The 22,137-nt window shown below is 43.5% G+C and carries 21 protein-coding genes and 2 riboswitches; of the genes, 11 read left to right on the top strand and 10 right to left on the bottom strand.

Annotated elements, in window-relative coordinates; all coding sequences use genetic code 11:
- Positions 1-280: 280 nt before the first annotated feature.
- A complete protein-coding gene (locus UH38_RS15885; RefSeq protein WP_045055682.1) occupies positions 281-958 on the top strand; it encodes a sugar transferase in 678 nt (225 codons plus the stop codon).
- A 120-nt stretch (positions 959-1,078) separates the two neighbouring features.
- Here the strand turns inward: UH38_RS15885 and galE are convergent, their stop codons facing one another.
- On the bottom strand, positions 1,079-2,071 hold the full coding sequence (gene galE, locus UH38_RS15880; protein ID WP_045055649.1) for a UDP-glucose 4-epimerase GalE: 993 nt from the start codon (positions 2,069-2,071) through the stop codon (positions 1,079-1,081).
- A gap of 265 nt (positions 2,072-2,336) precedes the next feature.
- Here galE and UH38_RS15875 point away from each other — a divergent pair, with 265 nt between their 5' ends.
- Entirely contained in the window at positions 2,337-4,088 is a 1,752-nt protein-coding gene (locus UH38_RS15875) for an ABC transporter ATP-binding protein (protein ID WP_045055648.1), read from the top strand.
- A gap of 187 nt (positions 4,089-4,275) precedes the next feature.
- Here UH38_RS15875 and UH38_RS15870 read toward each other — a convergent pair whose 3' ends face one another.
- Complete coding sequence (locus UH38_RS15870; protein WP_045055647.1) at positions 4,276-4,686, bottom strand: hypothetical protein; 411 nt, start codon at positions 4,684-4,686, stop codon at positions 4,276-4,278.
- A gap of 94 nt (positions 4,687-4,780) precedes the next feature.
- Positions 4,781-4,922, top strand: a riboswitch (cobalamin riboswitch).
- Between the two features lie 20 nt (positions 4,923-4,942).
- On the opposite strand from UH38_RS15870, the gene UH38_RS25485 reads away from it, so the two are divergent.
- Entirely contained in the window at positions 4,943-5,137 is a 195-nt protein-coding gene (locus UH38_RS25485; protein ID WP_072044935.1) for a CbtB domain-containing protein, read from the top strand.
- Positions 5,138-5,300: 163 nt separating this feature from the next.
- Here the strand turns inward: UH38_RS25485 and thiC are convergent, their stop codons facing one another.
- Entirely contained in the window at positions 5,301-6,671 is a 1,371-nt protein-coding gene (gene thiC / locus UH38_RS15865; RefSeq protein ID WP_045055646.1) for a phosphomethylpyrimidine synthase, read from the bottom strand.
- 8 nt (positions 6,672-6,679) lie between these two features.
- Positions 6,680-6,776: riboswitch (TPP riboswitch) on the bottom strand.
- 93 nt (positions 6,777-6,869) lie between these two features.
- Between thiC and UH38_RS15860 the strand changes: the two genes are divergently transcribed.
- On the top strand, positions 6,870-7,844 hold the full coding sequence (locus tag UH38_RS15860) for an alpha/beta hydrolase (RefSeq protein WP_045055645.1): 975 nt from the start codon (positions 6,870-6,872) through the stop codon (positions 7,842-7,844).
- 313 nt (positions 7,845-8,157) lie between these two features.
- Here UH38_RS15860 and UH38_RS15855 read toward each other — a convergent pair whose 3' ends face one another.
- Positions 8,158-10,350: an NAD(P)/FAD-dependent oxidoreductase gene (locus UH38_RS15855; protein ID WP_045055644.1), complete on the bottom strand. Its 2,193-nt coding sequence runs from the start codon at positions 10,348-10,350 to the stop codon at positions 8,158-8,160.
- 160 nt (positions 10,351-10,510) lie between these two features.
- Here UH38_RS15855 and UH38_RS15850 point away from each other — a divergent pair, with 160 nt between their 5' ends.
- The 3 genes from UH38_RS15850 to UH38_RS15840 all read left to right on the top strand — a co-directional run bounded on the left by UH38_RS15850 (position 10,511) and on the right by UH38_RS15840 (position 12,729).
- Positions 10,511-10,744, top strand: a complete 234-nt coding sequence (locus tag UH38_RS15850) for a hypothetical protein (RefSeq protein ID WP_045055643.1) — start codon at positions 10,511-10,513, stop codon at positions 10,742-10,744.
- A 35-nt stretch (positions 10,745-10,779) separates the two neighbouring features.
- Positions 10,780-11,451, top strand: coding sequence for a phosphatase PAP2 family protein (locus UH38_RS15845; protein ID WP_045055681.1), 672 nt, complete (start codon positions 10,780-10,782; stop codon positions 11,449-11,451).
- Positions 11,452-11,541: 90 nt separating this feature from the next.
- On the top strand, positions 11,542-12,729 hold the full coding sequence (locus tag UH38_RS15840) for a glycosyltransferase family 4 protein (RefSeq protein ID WP_045055642.1): 1,188 nt from the start codon (positions 11,542-11,544) through the stop codon (positions 12,727-12,729).
- A gap of 6 nt (positions 12,730-12,735) precedes the next feature.
- Here the strand turns inward: UH38_RS15840 and UH38_RS15835 are convergent, their stop codons facing one another.
- Positions 12,736-13,902: a cysteine desulfurase family protein gene (locus UH38_RS15835; RefSeq protein ID WP_045055641.1), complete on the bottom strand. Its 1,167-nt coding sequence runs from the start codon at positions 13,900-13,902 to the stop codon at positions 12,736-12,738.
- Between the two features lie 289 nt (positions 13,903-14,191).
- Between UH38_RS15835 and UH38_RS15830 the strand changes: the two genes are divergently transcribed.
- Positions 14,192-14,596: a response regulator gene (locus tag UH38_RS15830; RefSeq protein ID WP_045055640.1), complete on the top strand. Its 405-nt coding sequence runs from the start codon at positions 14,192-14,194 to the stop codon at positions 14,594-14,596.
- Positions 14,597-14,678: 82 nt separating this feature from the next.
- Here UH38_RS15830 and UH38_RS15825 read toward each other — a convergent pair whose 3' ends face one another.
- The gene (locus UH38_RS15825) at positions 14,679-14,858 is read right to left on the bottom strand and encodes a hypothetical protein (protein ID WP_045055680.1); all 180 of its coding nucleotides are present in this window, start codon (positions 14,856-14,858) and stop codon (positions 14,679-14,681) included.
- A gap of 48 nt (positions 14,859-14,906) precedes the next feature.
- On the bottom strand, positions 14,907-15,473 hold the full coding sequence (locus UH38_RS15820) for a hypothetical protein (protein WP_045055639.1): 567 nt from the start codon (positions 15,471-15,473) through the stop codon (positions 14,907-14,909).
- A 52-nt stretch (positions 15,474-15,525) separates the two neighbouring features.
- Between UH38_RS15820 and psbP the strand changes: the two genes are divergently transcribed.
- Positions 15,526-16,068, top strand: a complete 543-nt coding sequence (psbP, locus tag UH38_RS15815) for a photosystem II reaction center PsbP (RefSeq protein WP_045055679.1) — start codon at positions 15,526-15,528, stop codon at positions 16,066-16,068.
- A 74-nt stretch (positions 16,069-16,142) separates the two neighbouring features.
- Here psbP and trmFO read toward each other — a convergent pair whose 3' ends face one another.
- Entirely contained in the window at positions 16,143-17,507 is a 1,365-nt protein-coding gene (trmFO, locus tag UH38_RS15810; RefSeq protein WP_045055638.1) for an FADH(2)-oxidizing methylenetetrahydrofolate--tRNA-(uracil(54)-C(5))-methyltransferase TrmFO, read from the bottom strand.
- Between the two features lie 5 nt (positions 17,508-17,512).
- Positions 17,513-19,006, bottom strand: coding sequence for a site-2 protease family protein (locus UH38_RS15805; protein WP_045055637.1), 1,494 nt, complete (start codon positions 19,004-19,006; stop codon positions 17,513-17,515).
- A 101-nt stretch (positions 19,007-19,107) separates the two neighbouring features.
- On the opposite strand from UH38_RS15805, the gene UH38_RS15800 reads away from it, so the two are divergent.
- Positions 19,108-19,830 carry an MBL fold metallo-hydrolase gene (locus UH38_RS15800; RefSeq protein ID WP_235355289.1) on the top strand — a complete coding sequence of 241 codons (723 nt, stop codon included), beginning with the start codon at positions 19,108-19,110 and terminating at the stop codon, positions 19,828-19,830.
- A 95-nt stretch (positions 19,831-19,925) separates the two neighbouring features.
- Here UH38_RS15800 and ctpA read toward each other — a convergent pair whose 3' ends face one another.
- Positions 19,926-21,167, bottom strand: coding sequence for a carboxyl-terminal processing protease CtpA (ctpA, locus tag UH38_RS15795; RefSeq protein ID WP_045055636.1), 1,242 nt, complete (start codon positions 21,165-21,167; stop codon positions 19,926-19,928).
- Between the two features lie 295 nt (positions 21,168-21,462).
- On the opposite strand from ctpA, the gene petB reads away from it, so the two are divergent.
- Positions 21,463-22,110, top strand: a complete 648-nt coding sequence (gene petB, locus UH38_RS15790; protein WP_045055635.1) for a cytochrome b6 — start codon at positions 21,463-21,465, stop codon at positions 22,108-22,110.
- Positions 22,111-22,137 lie beyond the last annotated feature (27 nt).

The raw sequence follows: 22,137 nt of genomic DNA, 5'->3' as shown, positions 1-22,137 counted from the left end.
TAGGTATGCTGGAACACTACAATTTTTAAGCGTATTGGCTACTGTGTTAGCTAAACGTTGCCAACTCAATTTGCGAGATGTTTTAGTAGCTTATGTTACTTACGTATAAATTCCCCAAAAATGCTTTACATAAACTTTACAAAACTAGAGAATCCCAGTATCGTTAGATGAAGATTCTGCAAGGTAAGCCAAAACACTGTCAGTAAGGCTCGATCGGAGTCTATATTCAAAGTAATCATACGTAATTCTACGGTTCCATTATTGCAGGTCAGTTATGACGATGTATCAAACGCCGTTCCCCACTGCATTAAACGCGGCAGTATCCCAGTCGGCGGAGCCGCAGTTGTCCCCGCATCCTTCGGCATCATCTGTATTCAAGCGTTTTCTAGATATTGTCGGCAGTTTAGTAGGGCTGACGATTCTAGGGTTAATATTTATCCCAGTGGCGATCGCGATCAAACTAGATAGCCCAGGACCAATATTGTACAGTCAAGAGCGGTACGGTTTGCAAGGGCGCACTTTTCGCATCCGCAAATTCCGTTCGATGGTTACTAATGCTGATGCGCTCAAAAACCAGGTGCAAAACGAAGCTTCAGGGTTAATCTTCAAAAACAAGCAAGATCCGCGCGTTACTAGAGTAGGTAAGCTCTTAAGAAGCACGAGTATAGACGAACTACCTCAATTTTGGAACGTTTTAGTTGGCGAAATGAGTTTGGTGGGAACCCGTCCCCCTACCGCTGATGAAGTAGCTCTCTACAACGAGCGTCATTGGAAGCGCCTAGATGTTAAGCCTGGGATGACAGGCGAATGGCAAATCAGCGGTCGCTCTAGCATCAAAGATTTTGAGGAAATCGTTAATCTAGACTTGCGCTATCAAAGTCAATGGCATCCTCTCTACGATCTAATTGTTATCTTCAAAACTATTTACGTCCTAGTTGCTAGAGTCGGCGCGTTTTAAGCAAATAAATAGTCTGATTTTTTGCTCAAGGTTGGCTGGGAGGTACAAAATGTACCGATTCTGGCTGTACCTCAAGCATGAAGCATGAAAGGTTAGTTCGTACTTCATCTTGTAAGCTTACTAATGATGTCTTTGTTGATGCCATTGCCAAGCATGAGTCAATATTTCTTTTATGGCTGGGTACTTCGGTTCCCAGCCTAAAATATTTCTAGCTTTATCGCTACTACCAACTAATATTGGCGGATCTCCAGGACGGCGATCGCTTAAATTCACTTTAATATCTTGCCCTGTAACTTGCCTTGCTGTATCAATTACCTGTTTAACGGAAAAACCATTGCCGTTACCTAAGTTAAATATGGCACTATCGCCACCTTTTAATAAGTATTCCAATCCTAAAATATGAGCTTCGGCTAAGTCTGTGACGTGAATATAATCGCGGATGCAAGTACCATCATCTGTAGGGTAATCAGTACCAAAAATTGATACAGAGTCGCGTTTACCCAAAGCCGCCATCAATACTAAAGGAATAAGATGAGTTTCGGGGTTATGATCTTCGCCTAAGATACCTGTAGGATCTGCTCCTGCGGCGTTAAAGTAGCGAAAACTCACAGATTTTAAATCGTAAGCAGGAGCGAAGTCTTGCAAAATCCGCTCCACCATAAGTTTAGTAGCGCCGTAGGGATTAATTGGGTTTTGCGAATGGTCTTCAGCAATTGGTACGGTATGAGGTACGCCGTAAGTAGCGCAAGTAGAAGAAAAGACGAACTTTTTAATTTTTGCCGCAATCATCGCCTCTAATAAAGTTACCGTCCCGATGACATTGTTGCGGTAGTATTTTGCCGGATCGGTAACTGATTCGCCGACATAAGCATAAGCGGAAAAGTGCATTACAGCATCGATTTGGCGCTGGGAAAATAATTTATCGAGTAAAAGGCGATCGTTAATATCTCCGACAATCAACTCTACTTGAAGCACCTGCTCGACTATATCTCGATGCCCGTAAACTAAGTTATCAAGGACGATAACTTCATAACCAGCCCTTTTTAGTGCTAGTACCGCATGGGAGCCAATATACCCCGCTCCACCCGTAACTAAAATAGTTTCTCCAGACATAGCGATTATTCCTTTCTACCTTCAGCGCCAGTGCTTTTTATTCATATTAAAGATAATTTACACCAAAATAATTCGTAATTAATGGGTACAAGCCCCCACCACAATCTTATATTTGGCAGTCTACAGTTAGTAAAGAGTTCAAGTTTTCACTGATTGTAGTTACGAATTACGAATTAGAGCGAAGCGTTCAACGATCTGCTCTTTAGCTAGAAGACAAGAACTATGGCGATCGCTTTAGGATTGTTATAGTTCCTCAATTGCTGTAATGTCTCAAAGTTCAAGAATTGCTAAACTTGCATCTTATCTCCGCCCTCATTGGCGAACAACAACTGTAGGGATTGTTGCTCTGTTGATTGTCAATGCTATCGGCATCTATATTCCCTTATTAATCCGCGAAATTGTCGATAAACTGCAAATTAGTTTCGATTTCAACCAAATATTACGCTATGTCTTGCTAATAATCGCCCTCAGTTCTGTAATGTGGGTAATTCGCATGGTATCGCGCATTGCTTTATTTGGAGTAGGCAGACAAGTAGAATTCGATCTCAAGCAAAAGATTTTTCAACACTTACTTAAGTTAGAGCCAGCTTACTTTGCCTTAAATACAGCCGGAGACTTAATTAACCGCGCTACTAGCGATGTAGAAAATATCAGACGATTGTTAGGCTTTGCAGTGCTGAGTTTGGCAAATACGATATTTGCTTACGCCCTAACTTTGCCAGTAATGCTAGCAATTAACGTCCAGCTAACTTTAGCGACTTTAGCTATATATCCGCTGATGCTAATTGTAGTGCAGCTATTTAGCGATCGCTTGCGGAACGAGCAAGCACGAGTTCAAGAAGAACTTTCTGATGTCAGCGAGTTAATTCAAGAAGACATGAGCGGGATTGCGCTAATTAAAATCTACGCTCAAGAAGAAAACGAACGCCGCGCTTTCCACAAAAACAACTTACAGCTACTTAGAGCAAATCTTCAACTTGCCAAAACTCGCAATACATTATTTCCCTTAGTTGGCGGACTTGCTTATATTAGTTTACTGATATTACTCTGGCTTGGTTCTACGCAAATTATTTCTGGAGCAATTAGCGTCGGTGACTTCTTAGCGCTACTTATCTATGTAGAACGTTTGGTATTTCCGACAGCCCTACTCGGCTTTACTATTACAGCTTACCAACGCGGTGAAGTAAGTATTGACCGCATTGAGGCTATTTTAACCGTCACGCCCAAAATTCAAAACTCGCCTCAAGCTATACAGTTAGCCAAAGAACAAGTTACAGGTAAGCTAGAAGCCCAACATCTCAGTTTTACCTATCCTGGTACAACTACTCCGGCGTTAAATAATGTTAGCTTTGCGATCGCACCTGGCGAAACTGTTGCTATTGTGGGTCCCATCGGTTCGGGTAAATCAACTTTAGCCAACGCTATTCCCCGCTTATTAGATATCGAATCTGGGCAATTATTCTTAGATGGTAAAGATATTACGCAAATTGAGCTAGCATCATTGCGACAAGCGATCGCTTACGTACCTCAAGATAGTTTCCTGTTTAGCACTACAATCAAGAATAATATCCGCTATGGCGACCCTACCAGCGAACAAGATGAGGTAGAATACAGCGCCAAACAAGCCCAAATTGACGCAGAAATCCTCAATTTCCCGCAGCAGTACAAGACAATTGTTGGCGAACGCGGTATCACCCTATCGGGCGGACAAAGGCAGCGTACAGCGCTTGCTAGAGCCATGCTAGTAGATGCACCCGTACTCATACTAGACGATGCTCTTTCTAGCGTTGATAATCAGACAGCAACAGATATCTTAAATAACCTTTCTCAAGGAACTAAACGCAAAACAGTTGTATTTATCTCTCACCAACTATCAGCCGCAGCTACAGCCGATAGAATTTTTGTCATGGATAGAGGAGAGATTGTTCAATCTGGTACTCACGCCCAATTAGTTAAACAATCAGGGTTATATCAATCGCTGTGGAATCAGCACCAGTTAGAAGAAATCCTTAAGTAGTTATGGGCGAACGCGAACGCAGATGGACAAGGCAGTACGCCCAAAGCGGGCAATGCCCGACTTGTAGCACCTGCCGCGCAGATGAACGCAGATAAAAACCTATGTAGATTTGTGATGTTGTGTGGGGAAGGGTTAAAGGGTGAAGGAAAATTCAATCCCTTTAACCTTTTTTCAAACACTTAACTACTTAGCGCAACCAACCCCAGTTGTTTGTTTTTGCTTGCGGCTTGTTAGGTGCGTACTTTACACCTTTAACTAATGGTTCTGGTTCTGGTTCATCTTCAATCAACATATCTTCTAATAATTCCGTTACTTCCTCAGCATGGGGTGAATTAGTCAGCCGTTGAGATAAAGCACTGAGTTCGTTATTAATTACATTTTGGGCTTGGGTGTCATTTTTGGTAGTTCCCAAGCGTGAATGCAAAGTTAATAGCCCTTGGCGCAATAACGTAGTGTCTGAAGACTTAGGCAAATCCTCAACCATTTCGACAATCGCCCCTTGAGTTTCTTGCGCCACCGAAACTTGCGCTGGCTTTACCTCATCTCCTGCTGGCGTAAACATCATCAAAGCAGAAGTTAGCAAACAAACTGTACACATATCAACTTTCCTCACCAAAATAAGTTGGTAGTCGTAGTGGCTAATTAGCAATACATTCTACTTGTAGTTTTGGCGATCGCAACGGTGCTAGAATAATGCCTTACTATAGATCGGTTCTAGCGGGAACCAGCCGCTAGAAGTAATAGGGAAAGTTCGGTGCAAGTCCGGCGCTGTTCCGCAACTGTAATGAGGCGCAATCTCTAAGTCAGGATGCCTACCGATAGAAAAACTCTATATAAATGTGCGAGGAACACAAATGAGAGCAACAATAATTAGCGATCGCATTGGGCAACGGGCAATAAACTGGACTTTATCTTTACCCGTACAATTAACCCTTTACACTGCGCTGTGCGCCCTAACTCTGTGGACGGTGTACTTTTCTACATACCCCGCCGCCCACGATTCAATGCACTCATTGCGCCACCATACTTTAACTATTAGCTGCCACTGAATCAGTGACCAGTAACCAGTGACCAGTTAAATACAAATTAAAGGGTAAAGGAACGTAGATTCCTCACCCTTTAATCAATTAACTTCTTACATAAGCGTATGAGTGATTTCCTCAACAGCCTATGTATTTCATCTGCGTTTATCAGCGTGTATCTGCGTTCCTACTAACTTTTAACTGTTTCTCTAGCTAGGAACTTCTCTAGTTCTGTCAGCGCATCTGCATCTACCTTCGTTTGCATCGGGCAGAATTTAGGTCCGCACATCGAGCAAAATTCAGCAGTTTTATAAATGTCTGCTGGTAAAGTCTCGTCGTGGTATTCCTTAGCGCGTTCTGGATCTAAAGATAGCTCGAATTGACGGTTCCAGTCGAAGTTGTAACGAGCCTCTGATAGCTCATCATCTCTATCTCTTGCACCAGGACGGTGGCGGGCAATATCAGCCGCGTGAGCCGCTATTTTATAAGCTATCAACCCATTCCTCACATCCTCAGCGTTTGGCAAGCCTAAATGCTCTTTAGGAGTCACGTAACACAACATTGCCGTACCATACCACCCTGCCATTGCTGCCCCAATTGCCGAGGTAATATGGTCGTAGCCAGGAGCAATATCAGTTACCAATGGTCCTAATACATAGAAAGGTGCTTCCGAACACTCTTCCATTTGCTTGCGGACGTTGAACTCGATTTGATCCATTGGGACGTGTCCAGGACCTTCTACCATCACTTGTACGTCGTGTTCCCAAGCGCGGCGAGTTAGTTGTCCTAATGTTTTGAGTTCGGCTAGTTGCGCCGCATCAGAAGCATCGTGCGTGCAGCCAGGACGCAGGGAATCGCCTAAGCTGAAAGAAACATCGTATCTTTTGAAGATTTCGATGATGTCGTTAAAGTGAGTGTAAAGCGGATTTTGTTTGTGGTGGTGCAGCATCCACCGCGCTAAGATACCGCCACCGCGCGATACAATTCCGGTAATGCGATCGCGCACTAAGGGCAAATGCTCGATTAATATCCCTGCATGGATAGTTTGATAATCTACTCCTTGCTGGGCGTGTTTTTCGATGATGTGCAAAAAGTCATCGGGTGTGAGGCTTTCTATTTTGCCGTGTACGCTTTCTAAGGCTTGGTAAACTGGTACTGTGCCAATGGGTACGGGTGAGGCTTGAATGATGGCGCTGCGAATTTCGTCTAAGTTACCGCCGCCTGTAGATAAGTCCATGACTGTATCTGCGCCGTATTTTACCGCTAGCTTGAGTTTGGCTACTTCTTCGGCTAAGTCGGAGGAGTTGGGGGAAGCGCCGATGTTGGCGTTGACTTTACACTTAGAAGCAATGCCGATCGCCATTGGCTCTAAGTTGGTATGGTTGATGTTGGCTGGGATAATCATTCTTCCCCGCGCTACTTCTTCCCGTATTAAGTCAGCAGGTAAGTTTTCCCGTTTGGCTACGTACTCCATCTCTTCTGTAATTACACCTTGACGGGCGTAGTGCATCTGAGATACATTGCTTTGCCCGCGTCGCTTGGCAATCCAGTCTGTCCGCATTATTTTTTTACCTCTATTTACAGCTTCCCTCCGCTGGTATTACCCAGTCTCAGGTTCTAAGGGACTGTCTCAGCCTGGAAATTGCAGGCACCCCTAGCTGATTTCAAATGGTAGCATTTCTAAATTGAAACGAACCGCGAAGGCATAAAGAAGGCTAAGAAAGAGAGAAGAAAATTCTCAATTAGTGCATAACTAGATATGTTTGAGTCTATATCAACAATTGTTAATCAAACTAGAGAGCGTGAGGCGGCTTTGCCTTTGATGTCTGATGCTGCTGGTTCTCGGTTTTTGCTGCAATCAAAGGGTAGCGATAAGGTTTGTTTGTTTTTTCATGGTTTTACTGCTACTCCTGAGCAGTTTATGACTATTGGGGAGGCATTTTTTGCTGCTGGCTACCATGTTTTGATGCCGCTGTTGCCTGGTCATGGTATTGCTGGTAATTGGGATCGAGATAATCCGCCGCCGCTACCGCAAGAGCAGCAGGTTTATCATGATTTTGGGCTGTATTGGCTGGAAGTTGCTCAATCTTTGGGAAAAAAGGTGATAGTTGGGGGTTTGTCTGGTGGTAGCACGTTGGCTGCTTGGTTAGCGCTCAATTATCCCTATCGCATCTATCGCGCTTTGCTGTTTGCTCCTTATTTGGCTGGGAGTAATACGCTGGTAGATTTGTTTGTGAAAATTTTTGATATCTATTTTGCTTGGCGTTCTGAGCCTGGTGCGGTAAGTTTTGGCTATGGTGGCTTCTTAATGCCTGCCTTGCGCGTGTTTTTGGATATGGGTGCGGATATTTTAGCTCAGGCGCAGCAGGCGAGTATAGCAGCGCCTATGTTGATTGTATCTAGCGATCGCGATCGCGCTGTAGATGATGAGGAACATAAGCAGTTGTTTGACCCTGTAATTAAGTATCAGCCTCGGTGTTGGTATTACTGTTTTGATAAGGTGCTGAATGTCCCCCACAATATGATGACTGAAGGTGAGGGGAATCAATATGTGAATTTGTTAATTGCGATCGCTAAAGCTTATAGTGAAAGCGATATTACTTGGACGGAACTTGAGGCAATTAGAGATATTATGCGGCAAGGCACATCTTACGAGCGTGCGATTGAGCAGTTGCATCTAGAAGGGCGTGTTTCGCCTGATTTATCGACGATGATGATAGTTATCGATCGCTAGATTTTAACTGTAAGGGACTCAACAAGACTGAAAATAATACTATTGCAGGAATAATCTCTAATCTGCCCAGCTATTTACTTTCAGGCTGGATTTGAGTGCGTATGAAATTTGATTTTAATCGATTTTTAAGTACGAACGCAGATACACGCAGATAAACGAGGCAGTACGCCCAAAGCGGGCAATGCCCGACTTGTAGCACCAGAACAGCAGATGTAGATGCAGTCTTGCTGTAGGCTATACAGATGAATGCAGATGACGAACGTGCTATTTAATGGAATTCATAGCACGTTCGCAGATAAATACAGATAGTGCGTCAAATGTTAAATTTCTGACTGCTTAACTCTTGGTTTGCGATCGCATCTTGCTCTCGCTCTAGTCGATCTCTATGTTGCGATCGCTTGTTACCTGCGCTCAAACCATAACTTTGTGCTAACAACTTCAGCCATAAAGCCGGAAAACGTGGTTCTAGCCAAGGCTGGATGCGGCGCACGAAGCTAGGAAACCAACTCGCTAGCAAGACGCTAATAAAAGCATGAAAGCCAAAATTTAGATAACTTCCCAACCAGCGCATAATATCTTTAGCGCCTGCTAATTCCCAAATCCAAGGTAATAAAGCTGGATTTCTTCCTGCTGCTTTTAACGCCAAGCGATTGAATGTAAACCAATCAAATTTGTCTTTAATGAATGTATCGGCAACTTCTAGCGGTTCGTCTGCTAATAAGCCAAAAAAAGTATTTAGCATTGAGTTAATTCTTTGCGGTGGCAAAAACTTCCCTGTCGGAACCATCATGCCTTTAGAAAATAACCAAGTTACAGCAATGTTACTTTGATAGGCGCGGATTTGATTTAAGTGTTTTGCCCTCAGTAAATCGTGCTGCAAAGCAGTATCTAATAGTTCTGTCAATCGTCCTAAATTCCGCACCAAAGAACCAAAACCAGTAAATACTAAAGGCGACTGCAAAGAGGCTGCATCCCCGATGGCAATTAACCTGTCAAATGCTACAGTGCGATCGCGACTTCCTACGCTAAAATGCCCTGGAATATAACCAAATGTTGGCTTTTTCCATACCAACTTATCTACGTCGCAGCGGCGATACTCTGGCAAAATTGTAAAAAAGTCTTCATACATTTCTAACAAAGAGCCAGGATTGGTTGCGTTGACTTGATGGTAGTGAAATAAATAAATCGTCAATTCTTCGCCAGCGCCAGGAAATAACTCCCAAATTAGCTGTCTTCCCCGCGAAATATCGCCGTGACTGTTCAATACATCTCCATATTGAGAATCCCATACTCCAGGCTCAAAGCCGCTCTCCACGACTGCACCAACAGTCGGACAAACGCTATCAAAAGCACGTCCGCCATTTAATTGCCAAGCGATGGGTGATGCTGTTCCCATTGCATCTACAAGTAAGCGTCCGCTCACTTGTTGTTCTGTTAAGTCTTTTAGGCTCTTGACTTTAATGCTAACTTGTAACTCGCTTACATCTGCTCTAATAAACTCAGATTCATCCCAAATTTCACCACCTGCAGCGCGGAGTTTTTCACCACACATTTGCAGTAGTTTTTCCGAATCTAAGGCAACATTCAAAACTGTAGGAGTATGTAAAACTGCGGCTTTGAGATGCGGCGGATTGTTACCATCAAAGAACTTATTAAATCCATCTTTATATTCCCGCGCAATAATACTTTCACATTCAGAAGAAGTTAGCAAACCTAAGTCAAGCAAGCTTTGCAGTTCCGAACGCGAAATATTCCACTCCCGATTCATCTTGCCAAAAGGCAATCTTTCCAACAGCAGCACCCGATAGCCCAACTGAGACATCACCGCCGCATGAATCACCCCCAAAGCCCCACCAACATAGATTAAATCGTACGCAGGCGTTCCTCCTTGTCCCCTTGTCTCCTTGTCTCCTTGTCCCCCTTGTCCCTCAACCTCTCCCGCAAACACCACCTGCTGCGGCTTTTGAGGATTACGAACACCTGCACGCCATCTTTGCTCCCACCAATAAACTCGCTGCAAATCATATTCCCCGTTAGGCATTTTCTGAAAATACTTAACAGTTAACGGATAATCGCGCTCTAATGACTCAAATATCGTCGATTTAGTTAAATCGATTGCTGGCGGTTCGGGGTACTGATGGGGAAACTTGGCTCTTATATCCGCAGTCAACTGTGCCAATATTTGCTTTTCACCTGGTAACGGTTTTTGACCGCGCGGGTTTTCGAGGTTCCCTTGGAAACTAAGCGGCGCGGTCACTTCGGGACTGTAGCGAAATGCTTTAAGATAAGTCGTCCGCTGCAACGACCACACAAAAATAGAAATTTCTCCTAGTAGGGCTTCATCAGAAATAGTCGCTCTAGAGTTTGTAGCATCAAATATCTGCAAGCGCACGCCACAAGGAGAGTTTAGCTTTTCCCCTATTTTGGGCATCCATTCCTGGTGCAACCACGTACACACAGCAGTTGTATCCGGCGTAGGAATCTCTATATATAAAATTTCTTTCATTTAGCGATCTTAACTCCTAGTTAATTACTTATTCAGACAGAGTTGACAAACCCGCAGAGTACGCTACACTTCCCCTTACAAGTTTGATGAGAATATTTTTAAGAAAGTTTACAATTTAGTCAGTTTTATTAAAATACGTTCCGATCGCACAACCTCCGCCATGCATTATCCCATTCCAGCAAGCCCTCAAGAAATTATTGCCCTGCGGCAAAACCCAGTAACCGAAGAAATAGTTGCTGCCGCGATCGCTGGCACAATTAAGATGGTCAGCGCTAAGGGTCAATCCTTAGAACATTTAACCGCGCAATTGTTAGCTGATGATAGTTTATTAGATATGCAACAACGGCGGTGGTTGAGCGACCTAGTTGCCAATGCCTGGGAAAAATTCGCCTAATAATATTGTCAATGAGTCAATCAAGACTGCAGCAAGTGCGATCGCGGCTGTTTTCGCTGCTATTAAGAGTTAGAATTGGTGGCTTATTGCTAGCTGGGCTAGCTTTGTGGGCATTTGAACAAATTGCCGATGAAGTCTTAGAAAAAGAAAGTCACGCTCTTGATGTGAGGATCTTGCTGGCAATCAGGCGCTTGCATAATACGCTGTTAGACCAAGCAATGATGGGTATTACCTTTATTGGCGATCCCTCTATCTTATTAGTTGTTTGTGTGGGCGTAGCTATTTGGTTGCTAAGACAAAAGCAGCGCTCGGAAGCTACAACATTAGCTATTGCAGCCATTGGCGCGATCGCTTTGAATGTTTTGTTAAAACATTTATTTAGCCGCGCTCGCCCTATGCTATGGGAACGCATTGTAGACGTAGGACAATACAGTTTCCCTAGCGGTCATGCAATGGTATCGATGGTAATTTACGGTTTTATTGGCTACTTGCTAGCTACTCGCTACAGACGACAGCGAGTTTGGATTGTGAGCCTAATTGTTTTATTAATACTAGCTATTGGCTTTAGTCGGATGTATTTAGGCGTACATTGGCCCACCGATGTAGCGGCAGGTTACGCTGCAGGCTTAGTATGGTTAATAGCTTGCATCTTTAGTCTCAAAATCTGGCGGCAATACCGCGCTAAGTACCATCTTCCTAACTCATAATTTATAATTCAGTAAATATACATACTTCAATTCCTGTGCTCATAGCTTTAGATCGATATATATTAAGAAATATTTACTGGTCTGAGGTCGATGAAAATTTTGGTACTGACGTGGGAATTCCCACCTCGAATTGTGGGCGGAATTGCCCGCCACGTAGCGGAGTTATATCCAGAAATAGTCAAGCTAGGACATGAAGTTCACTTAATTACAGTGGAATTCGGTCAAGCACCAATGTACGAAGAAGTAGACGGCGTGCGCGTGCATCGCATCGGCGTAGCACCCAGTAACGACTTTTTCCATTGGGTGGCGAATATGAACGAAAGCATGGGCAGTCATGGCGCTAAACTCATGCTAGAAGAAGGACCCTTCGATCTAATTCACGCTCACGACTGGCTAGTTGGCGATGCGGCGATCGCTCTCAAACACACTTTCAAAGTACCTCTAATCGCTACGATCCACGCGACAGAATTTGGACGCTACAACGGACTATACAACAGCGATCACCATTACATTTGTGGCAAAGAAAAGTTACTTGCTTATAATGCTTGGCGAGTAATTGTCTGCACCGAGTATATGCGGCAGGAAATCGAACGCGCCTTGCAAAGTCCTGGGGATAAAACAGATGTAATTTACAATGGCATTCGCGCCGAGAAAAAACACCACAATACGGATTTCGACTACGCTAGTTTTCGCCGCCACTTCGCCAACGATCGCGAAAAAATAGTTTACTACGTAGGACGCATGACTCATGAAAAAGGCGTAGCTACATTAATTAACGCCGCGCCCAAAGTATCGTGGGAAATGGGCGGTTATGTCAAATTTGTCTTTATTGGCGGCGGTAATACCGATAAATTAAAGCGTCAAGCTTGGGATACTGGAATTTGGGATAAATGCTACTTTACAGGCTTTATGTCTGACGAGGCTTTAGACAAGTTCCAAACTGTAGCGGATTGCGCTGTATTTCCTAGCTTGTACGAACCATTTGGGATCGTTGCTTTAGAAAGCTTCGCCGCCCGCGTTCCGGTTGTAGTTTCCGATACTGGTGGTTTGCCTGAAGTAGTTCAACATACCAAAACAGGCATAGTTACTTACACCAACAATCCTGATTCTTTAGCTTGGGGCATTTTAGAAGTATTAAAAAATCCTGGCTACAGGCAGTGGCTAACTGATAATGCTTATCAAGATTTAGAACGACGCTTTAGTTGGCATAAATTAGCCCAGCAAACAGTCAGCGTTTACGATCGCGTAGTACGAGAAAAGTCGCAAATTTCTTGGTAATTGCAATTAAACTAGGGAAGTTTGTCGTCGCAAACTAGATATAGTTGCGATCGCATATTCTCCTACGCGCTCAATTTCCGCAGCGCTATTAAATCTACCCATCCCAAATCGCACTGAAGCATAAGCCAACTTTTCGCTATGTCCTAGTGCTGTCAAAACGCGAGATGGCGCTGTTGCCTGGGACGAACAAGCCGCGCCCGAAGAAACTGCCATTACTGGCTGCAATCCCAAGAGTAAAGCTGCACCGTCTACACCCTCTACACTAATGTTGAGATTACCAGGCAATCGTAAAGTCGGATGACCGTTTAAATAAATCCCATCTAATTGACTAAGTTGCTGCCATAACTGCTGACGCAATTGAATTAACCGTTGGCTTTCAGCATCGAGTTCGGCTAAAGCAATTTCTACAGCTTTGGCAAAACCAACAATCTGCGGCGGGTACAAAGTCCCCGAACGCATTCCGCGTTCTTGCCCGCCGCCATGCAACTGCGGCGACATTTGCACTCTAGGATGGCGGCGACGGACGTATAAAACACCTATTCCTTTTGGTCCATATACTTTATGTGCTGTCATAGATAATAAGTCAATTTTCATCGCCTCTACATCTAGAGGAATTTTCCCGATCGCTTGGGCAGCATCAGTATGAAATAAGACTTCTCTAGCGCGACAAAGCGCCCCTATTTCTGCCAAAGGTTGCAACACGCCAATTTCGTTATTCGCAGCCATTACAGACACTAAAATCGTCTCTGGGCGCAATGCTTTTTCTAGCTGGTTTAAGTCCAGTAAGCCATCTTTTTGTACGGGCAAAACAGTGACTTCAAAACCAAGCGATCGCAAATACTTACACGGATCGATTACTGCACTATGCTCCGTTTCTACAGTAATAATATGCTGCCCTTTACTAAAATAAGCTTCGGCAACACCTTTGATTGCTAAGTTATTTGCTTCTGTTGCGCCTGATGTAAAGACAATTTCTTCGATTGAAGCGTTGATAGCCCCAGCTAATGTAGTTCTTGCTTGTTTAACTGCTGCTTCTGCTTCCCAGCCGTAAACGTGGTTAATGCTTGAGGGATTGCCAAAATGTTGAGTAAAAAATGGCAGCATCGCCGTCAATACTCGTTCGTCAACGGGTGTGGTGGAATGGCAATCGAGGTATATAGGACGGTTATTCAAAGTAGTTTTGAGGTTTAAGTTTTAAGTTTTGAGTTAGATAGATTTATTTTCTCATTCCATGCTCTATCTTCTATCATTCCTTTTTTCCTATCCCGTACGGGCGCAGTGTATTGCGTTCGTACTTCTTTGTGTTGCTGATTCTTTATAAAAATTTAACTTTTTTAACTAACTTCAAGTAAATTGCGATCGCTGCATAAACATTATTCACCCAGAGGATAGATAGGCTTGAATCCTATTGTCGTTTAAACTATAAAAAAATCATTTATCTAATCGTTTTTGATTTCTCTGGATGTTAATGTTGTCTTGTCACCCTTCTACTTTGCGCGTTCTTGTTGTTGATGACCACGAACTAACTCGGTTTAGCCTTAAGCTAGCACTTTCGGCGCAAGAAAACATTGAGTTAGTTGGCGTTGCTAGTAATGGTCAAGAAGCAATAGATATGGTCAAGCGCCATCACCCCAATGTGATAGTTCTTGACTTGCAAATGCCTGTCATGGATGGTTGGAGCGCTTCTACTCAAATCAAAGGTATTGACCCAAATACTCAAATTATTGCTTACTCATCTTTAGAAGATCCAAAATTTAAAGAGTCGAGCAAAACTGACTGCTTAGATGCTTTTTGCAAGAAAGACACAGCCACCCCAGAATTAGTAAGTCTAATTAGAAAACTAGGTGAGAAAGTAACAGAGCATTAAATTCTAATTATTCAGGAAATCAAACAACGACAAAACGCTGGCAAATCTAATGACTTGCCAGCGTAAATTATGTGGAAAGGAGTTAGCCCGCTTCTTGGGGAAAAGTGCGTCTAAATTCGTCTAGCAAATCGTCCATTTCTTCTAGTGCTTGATTAACATCTATTCTCAAGCTGCCTAGATTTGGCTGTTCTAGCAAACGTAGTAATTCATCGCGTTTGCCCTCGACAATGGCAACTCTTGCTTTTAGGGTTTGGGTATCCATGATGTTTAATGCAAATACTGGACTCAACTTCATTGTATAAGCTCCTAACTATTTGCGAGTTGCGATCGCAAGCCAACTTGGATAAGCAAAAGAATCTTCCACCTGCAACTGATGCAGATTGTAATCTTGAAAAATCTTACTACCTACAGATTGTAAGTTAGCGATCGCATCCTGTTCTTTGCCTACAGCTTCAAAAGCAAGACTCCACCAGGTATTGCCATTAATCTCCAGTTGCGTTATTTCTACACTACAATCTCGTTGAGTGCGCTGCCAGCGAACCTTCTTCACTCTCAGCCACTCTGACTTAGTAACGACGCTTTGGGGTTGAAAACTTTCCTCCGTCTCATCTGCACACAACCACTTACTCCATTTTTCTAACTTTCCCGCTACCAAATTGCCAAAACTAATTGTGCCTAATTCTGCCTTGCGCCATTTAACTTCTAATCTTCCTTGACGTAGCTTCACCCCCATATAATCGCAATCTGGGGCAACAAATAAATATATATCCTCGCGTTGTTCCGGCGTTTGTCCCAAATTACCTGAATTGAACCAGGCAAAAATGTCTTCAGGTAACTTGCCAGGATAAAACCAGCGTAATTCTGTACTTATCAGCATTGGTTTTTAGAATAATAAGACAATTAACACAAAGTCCAAACCCAGAATGAAAATGTGGAAACAAATTGCAGCACTTTTGTTAGTAGTAATAGCTTGCGGCTTAACAAATTGTGCTTCACTGACGGCGGGACTTAAAAGCTATGTAGATAGTATTGATGGCTATAAATTTCTCTATCCTAACGGTTGGGTGCAAGTCAAAGTTGCTCCTGGTGCAGATGTCGTTTTCCACGATTTAATCGAAGTTACCGAAAACGTATCAGTAGTAATTAATCCCGTACCAGAGGGTAAAAGCTTAAAAGAATTAGGAACTCCGAGCGAAGCAGGATATAAATTAAGCAAAAGTGCGATCGCACCGCCAAATTCCGGTCGCAAAGCCGAACTTATCGACGCAGCAAAGCGAGAAGTAGGCGGCAAAAATTATTATCTTTTAGAGTACCTAGTCAAGCTACCCAACAACCAAGAACGCCACAATCTAGCAAGCATTACAGTTAATCGCGGTAAACTATATACTTTCAATGCTTCAGCCCCCGAAAAGCAGTGGACAAAAGTGCAAAAATTGTTGGAATCAGTTATCAACTCATTCTCTGTGTACTAATAACTAAAGCATATCTTTCACATCTGCGTTTATCTGCGTCCATCTGCGTTCGGATCAAAAGTTTATTCAACCTCCTAAGCAACACCAGCTAATCCTAAAGAAATTTGGGCTTGCCAACTAGCCAAATCAGCAAAAGCGCGATCGCGATATGCAGCATACCGCTCCTGCTTGCTCTTAATTTTCTGCGGTAATTGAGGTAAAATGCCAAAATTCGGCGGCATGGGCTGAAAATGTTTAGGAGACGCACAACTAATAAATTCAAATAGCGCCCCCATCATCGTCGTCACAGGCAAAGTTAAAGGCGGCTGACCTAAAGCTATCCTAGCGGCATTTGTCCCTGCTAACCAGCCTCCTGCTGAAGCTGCTGTATAGCCTTCCGTACCAATGATTTGCCCTGCTGCTAATACTGTGGAATGTTGCTTAAATTGCAGCGTCGATTGCAACAATTGCGGTGCATTAATAAACGTATTGCGGTGCATCACACCCAAACGCACAAATTCAGCATTCTCCAAGCCAGGAATCATCTGAAATATCCGCTTTTGTTCGCCCCAGCGTAAATTTGTCTGAAATCCTACCATATTCCACAACTGTCCCGCCTTATCTTCTTGACGCAGTTGTACTACTGCATAGGGACGCTGGGACTTATTTTCAGGAGAACGAAAATCGCCTTTACGGGCATCAAATAAGCCTACAGGCTTTAACGGACCGTAACGCATCGTATCTTCACCGCGCTGGGCTAATTCCTCAATCGGCAAACAAGCTTCAAAAAATTTAGCCTTATCTCGCTCAAAATCTTTCAATTCGGCTTGTTCGGCGGCACAAAGTGCTTGCCAAAACTGCAAATACTGCTCTCGATTCATCGGGCAATTAAAATAATCAGCATCGCCTTTGTCATAGCGCGAAGCACGAAAAGCAATATCTTGGTTAATAGATTCGCCTACCACAATTGGACTTGCTGCATCAAAAAAGCTGAGATATTCCATCCCTGTAAATCGGCGTAAATCTTCTGCTAATTGCGGGCTAGTCAAAGGACCTGTTGCTAAAACTACTATGCCTTGAGGAATTTGTTCAACTTCTCCCCGCCGCAGTTCAATTAATGGATGTTCGGCAAGAGTTTTAGTTAAGTCTTGACTGAATTTACCTCTATCTACAGCTAAAGCACCGCCCGCAGGTACATAGTGTTCGTCAGCTTTAGCAATAATAATTGACTCTAGCTGGCGCAATTCAGCGTGTAATAAACCCGCCGCGCGATCGCTCGATTGCGCCCCAAAGGAGTTACTACATACCAATTCTGCCAATTCCTGAGAATGATGGGCGGGGCTGGATCTTTGCGGGCGCATTTCATGCAAAATTACTGGTACTCCCGCCCTAGCGATTTGCCAAGCGGCTTCAGTTCCCGCAAGTCCTCCACCGATTACTTGAATTGGTTGTAATTCCATGTGTCTTAATTTAGTAGTTGAGCGATCGCACTAGGCATCGGCAAAATAATTAATACTAACAAACCTAGCGCTAGCAAACCTAACATATCGCGTTTGTTGTCTAGTTCGCTGATATCGTTTAAGGCAGGTTCGTCAGCAACAGGCATGAAAAATAAAATAATTGCCCATACCCAAAAACCAGGTTGAAGTAAAGAAAGTCCTAATAATAAAAACCGAGAAATCTGTCCTATAGCTATGCCATTGCGCTGCCCAAACATAGAATGAACGATATGCCCGCCATCTAATTGTCCTACAGGCATCAAATTGAGGGCGGTAGCAATTAGTCCTAACAAACCTGCGATCGCTACAGGATGCAAGTCGAGGGCGCTTTCTGCTGTAAGTTGAGCGCCTAATGTCAGCTTGCTTAATAGTGCTAGTAACAAAGAATAGTTGGGACTAAGAGCATTAGGATTTAACACTGCCTGGGGGTTCTCTGGCAGAGCAACAACCGTAGAATGAGCTAAACCCCAAATTAGGATCGGTATAGTAACGACAAAACCAGCCAAAGGTCCAGCAATACTGACATCAAACAAGGCTTTGCGGTTTGGTACGGGGCTACGCATTTGAATAAATGCGCCAAAAGTACCCAAAAATGCGGGAAAAGGAATAAAATACGGCAAAGTTGCCTTAATTTTGTAGTATCTTGCTGCTAAATAGTGACCTAGTTCGTGGATGCCCAAAATTGCCATCAAAGCGATCGCATAAGGTAATCCTCTTTGTAAAATTGTCGGATCGTCGCGCAAGGCAGCAATATTTTCGGGATCGGCAATTTCTACACCTACTAAAGTAGTAGTGTACAAAGTTGCAACAAGTAAACCCAAGGCTAAAACAGGACGAGTTAATTTGGCATTATTGCGTCTATTTGCTGCAAGTTGGGGATTGGGAACCAAGGCAAAAAATGGTTTACCCGTCATATCTTCTTGAAACAATACGACAAAGCGATCGCCAAATTGTGCTTGCACGTTTTCTTTAATGCGATCGTAGGCAATAGTTGACGATTTTTCCCGCAGTTGTCCCCGACAAATAATTGCTTGCGGTCGATACTCAATATTACTAATATAAAATACCGACCAAGGAAAACAGTTTCTTAACTTCGTTTCCTCTTCTTTATCAATTGGACGCAGCGTTGCTAGTGGCTGCGGTACTTCTGGCGCTGGTGTTGCTGCTTCTGCTACTTGAGACGGTCGATCTTGCGCTGCTGGAGTTAAATTTCTTCTGCCTCTTTGATGCAACTTCCAGTACAAAAATATGCTTAAAATACTCATCCCTAAAACTAATTCTAAAGGCGGTATTTGGTCAGCGCCATGCACCACACTCCATATACTCCAAGCAACAGGCGGTAACATTAGCACTAGCCACAACAGCCATACTGGAGTAGTAGTAATTCCGGCTACACTACGCCGCACTATTAAATAGGTAAATAGTGCCATAATTAAAAGAATAATCCAGTCAAGTGCCATATTTTTGCAAAAGTTAGTTATTGTTTTTTCGTACTAATTCAGTAATATAAAATCAAATTTTGCAACTTAATTTTTCACCTAATTTTTACTTTTAAAGAGCAATGTACTTAGATCCCGAATCTCTTAATAATAATGCTTCTTTGTCAGCAACTCAGGCGATGCGTCCTCCCAAACAACCGCAAGCTGTTTTTGCCGATCGCATATTTGCTTTTCCTCCCAACCGAGACACTTTAGGCGGAACTGCTTATCTTATTGTAGAAAAAGAAGGTAATATCTTGCTCGATTGTCCAGCAACAGATGAAAATACCTACGAATTTATCCGATTGTTAGGTGGAGTAAGAGTGTTATTTATCTCGCACCGAGGCGGGATTGGCAAAGCTAGAGAACTACAAGCAGCATTTAATTGTGACATTTTAATTCAAGAACAAGAAGCCTATCTGCTACCAAAATTAACAGTAACTACCTTCCAACACCAAATTACTTTGCAACCATATATGCAAGTAATTTGGACGCCAGGACATTCCCCTGGTTCATCTTGCCTTTACTTGCCCGAATATGGCGGAATATTATTTACAGGTAGGCATTTACTCCCCAACCAACAAGGCTTACCAGTACCTCTAAGAACATCTAAAACATTTCACTGGCGAAGGCAAATCAAAAGCATTCAACTACTGCGCGACAATTTCACCCAAGAAAACCTGCAATACATTTGTCCAGGAGCAAATATAGGCTACTTACGCGGCAAAAAAGCGATCGCAAATGCTTATCAGCGCCTACTACAGCTAGATTTAGACGAGTTAGGGCGATCGCAAGCGTTGATATAGGGGACAAGGGGGACAAGGAGGACAAGGGAGACAAATTAAGTTAAATCCTCCCCTGCTTCCCCTGCTCCCCCTGTTCAAGAAAGCTCCACACTCCTCTAGGCTGCTTTAGCGACTACTGACTTGGTATTCAAAAATTCCACAGCTGCTTGATATTGCTTGTCGGTTGGTGTTGCTAGCTCATCGCGGGTAATTGGTTCTAACTTCACAGTAAGATCGGGCGATATCCCTAACTTATTAATATCTCGATGGCTGGGAGTTTCATACTTAGCCACCGTCACAGCCAAACCCGAACCATCAGAAAAATCGAATAAAGACTGAATTAAACCTTTGCCAAACGTAGTTTCGCCTACCAAAGTCGCCCGTCCGTTATCTTGCAGCGCACCTGCCAAAATTTCGCTAGCGCTAGCAGAACCTTGATTGACCAAAACTACTAAAGGATCGCGTGTTAGCGGCGAACCATAAGCAGCAAAACTGCCTTGAATACCTTGACGATTCACCGTGTAGACAATCGTACCCTCATCTAACCACAAACGCGCAATTTCCACGCCAGCTTGCAATAAACCGCCAGGATTGTTGCGTAAATCGAGAATATAGGCATCCGCCCCTTGTTTTTCTAAATTAGCGATCGCATGAGCTACTTCGGCTGTGGCATTAGCATTAAACTGAGTCAAACGAATGTAACCAATCGGTACGCCATTAGGTGACGTTCTTAGTTCCGCAACTACAGGATTTAACTCAATGCGATCGCGTACCAAATCGATCTGCTTGCTTTCGCCCTCACGTTCTATAGTTAAAGCAACGTGACTGCCAATTGTTCCCCGCATTTTGGCGGCGGCTTCGTCGAGGGTAATTTCTGCTGTGGGCGTGTCATTAATTTGCGTAATGCGATCGCGCGGACGAATCCCAGCTTTATCTGCTGGCGAACCAGCTATGGGCGCAACTACTTCCAAAGCGCCTGTTTGAGCATCTAAAGCAATCTGCAAGCCTACACCTGTCAACTCTCCAGACGTATTTACCTGCAAACTGCGATATTGTTCTGGACGCAAAAAACGAGTAAAAGGATCGCCTAAACTGGCAACCATTTGTTGGATAGCAGTATATGTGGATTCTTTATCTTTTAGAGGCTGCTTGATGACTTTTTGCCTAACTGCTGCCCAATTTTGGTGATTAAAAGTGTCATCCAAATAAGTGCGGTTGACAACTCGCCAAGCCTCAGCCACAAGTTTTTGCTCGTTAGTCAATGCTGCTGCTTCTGACACCCAACCATTTAAAGCGATCGATATTGATAGTACAATTGCGATCCCAACTTGAAAAACTCGTTTGTGCATTGCGTCCATCTATTAGTTTTGTCAATCTCTAGGATTTTGCGCCCTAATTGCTCGTCAAATTAATGTAATCGTCCTCTCGACTATGTTACTTTTTTTATAGAACTGATGCAGAAAAACTCAGCTAGCTGCTGACCGTTAACGGTAGCGCACTAGCTAAAGCCAAGCTCGTCAACTGCATTAGACAACGCTAAATGTGCTGCTAATGCTAGCGATCGGCAAATCTTAGAAAATTAACTTCTATTAACTAAAATAGTGATAGAAGTTTAATCAACCGTAATCCATTCTCAGGAACTTCAAAAATTGTATGGCAAATGTTTACGACTGGTTTGAGGAGCGCTTAGAAATTCAGGCGCTTGCTGACGACGTAACCAGTAAGTACGTCCCTCCTCACGTTAATATTTTTTACTGCTTCGGCGGGATGGCTCTAACTTGCTTTTTAATCCAGTTTGCTACTGGATTTGCAATGACCTTTTACTACAAACCTACTGTTGCTGAAGCTTACTCTTCGGTACAGTACCTCATGACGGATGTTAACTTCGGTTGGCTGATCCGCTCCGTTCATCGCTGGTCAGCAAGCATGATGGTGTTGATCATGATTTTGCACACTTTCCGAGTTTATCTTACAGGCGGCTTCAAAAAGCCCCGCGAGTTAACTTGGGTAACGGGTGTAGTTTTGGCAGTCATCACCGTTTCCTTTGGTGTAACTGGTTACTCATTGCCTTGGGATCAAGTCGGATACTGGGCTGTGAAAATTGTTAGCGGCGTACCAGAAGCAATCCCCGTAGTAGGCACGTTGATCGCTGATTTGTTGCGCGGCGGTTCGAGTGTAGGTCAAGCAACTCTGACTCGCTATTACAGCGCTCATACCTTTGTTTTGCCTTGGCTGATTGCTGTATTTATGCTGCTGCACTTCTTGATGATTCGCAAGCAAGGCATCTCCGGTCCTTTGTAATTTAATTGGTCACTGGTCACTGGTCAC

It is taken from the genome of Aliterella atlantica CENA595 (genome assembly GCF_000952155.1).
Taxonomy (GTDB): domain Bacteria; phylum Cyanobacteriota; class Cyanobacteriia; order Cyanobacteriales; family Chroococcidiopsidaceae; genus Aliterella; species Aliterella atlantica.
The sequence above is the reverse complement of the archived record's forward strand: the minus strand, read 5'-3'. Positions and strand labels throughout refer to the sequence as shown.

Excerpts from the sequence above, each read along its gene's own strand:
- UH38_RS15885 (WP_045055682.1), top strand. The coding sequence starts at position 281 with ATGTATCAAACGCCGTTCCCCACTGCATTAAACGCGGCAGTATCCCAG.
- galE (WP_045055649.1), bottom strand. The coding sequence starts at position 2,071 with ATGTCTGGAGAAACTATTTTAGTTACGGGTGGAGCGGGGTATATTGGC.
- UH38_RS15875 (WP_045055648.1), top strand. The coding sequence starts at position 2,337 with ATGTCTCAAAGTTCAAGAATTGCTAAACTTGCATCTTATCTCCGCCCT.
- UH38_RS15870 (WP_045055647.1), bottom strand. The coding sequence starts at position 4,686 with ATGTGTACAGTTTGTTTGCTAACTTCTGCTTTGATGATGTTTACGCCA.
- UH38_RS25485 (WP_072044935.1), top strand. The coding sequence starts at position 4,943 with ATGAGAGCAACAATAATTAGCGATCGCATTGGGCAACGGGCAATAAAC.
- thiC (WP_045055646.1), bottom strand. The coding sequence starts at position 6,671 with ATGCGGACAGACTGGATTGCCAAGCGACGCGGGCAAAGCAATGTATCT.
- UH38_RS15860 (WP_045055645.1), top strand. The coding sequence starts at position 6,870 with ATGTTTGAGTCTATATCAACAATTGTTAATCAAACTAGAGAGCGTGAG.
- UH38_RS15855 (WP_045055644.1), bottom strand. The coding sequence starts at position 10,350 with ATGAAAGAAATTTTATATATAGAGATTCCTACGCCGGATACAACTGCT.
- UH38_RS15850 (WP_045055643.1), top strand. The coding sequence starts at position 10,511 with ATGCATTATCCCATTCCAGCAAGCCCTCAAGAAATTATTGCCCTGCGG.
- UH38_RS15840 (WP_045055642.1), top strand. The coding sequence starts at position 11,542 with ATGAAAATTTTGGTACTGACGTGGGAATTCCCACCTCGAATTGTGGGC.
- UH38_RS15830 (WP_045055640.1), top strand. The coding sequence starts at position 14,192 with ATGTTAATGTTGTCTTGTCACCCTTCTACTTTGCGCGTTCTTGTTGTT.
- UH38_RS15825 (WP_045055680.1), bottom strand. The coding sequence starts at position 14,858 with ATGGATACCCAAACCCTAAAAGCAAGAGTTGCCATTGTCGAGGGCAAA.
- UH38_RS15820 (WP_045055639.1), bottom strand. The coding sequence starts at position 15,473 with ATGCTGATAAGTACAGAATTACGCTGGTTTTATCCTGGCAAGTTACCT.
- psbP (WP_045055679.1), top strand. The coding sequence starts at position 15,526 with ATGTGGAAACAAATTGCAGCACTTTTGTTAGTAGTAATAGCTTGCGGC.
- trmFO (WP_045055638.1), bottom strand. The coding sequence starts at position 17,507 with ATGGAATTACAACCAATTCAAGTAATCGGTGGAGGACTTGCGGGAACT.
- UH38_RS15805 (WP_045055637.1), bottom strand. The coding sequence starts at position 19,006 with ATGGCACTTGACTGGATTATTCTTTTAATTATGGCACTATTTACCTAT.
- UH38_RS15800 (WP_235355289.1), top strand. The coding sequence starts at position 19,108 with ATGTACTTAGATCCCGAATCTCTTAATAATAATGCTTCTTTGTCAGCA.
- ctpA (WP_045055636.1), bottom strand. The coding sequence starts at position 21,167 with ATGGACGCAATGCACAAACGAGTTTTTCAAGTTGGGATCGCAATTGTA.
- petB (WP_045055635.1), top strand. The coding sequence starts at position 21,463 with ATGGCAAATGTTTACGACTGGTTTGAGGAGCGCTTAGAAATTCAGGCG.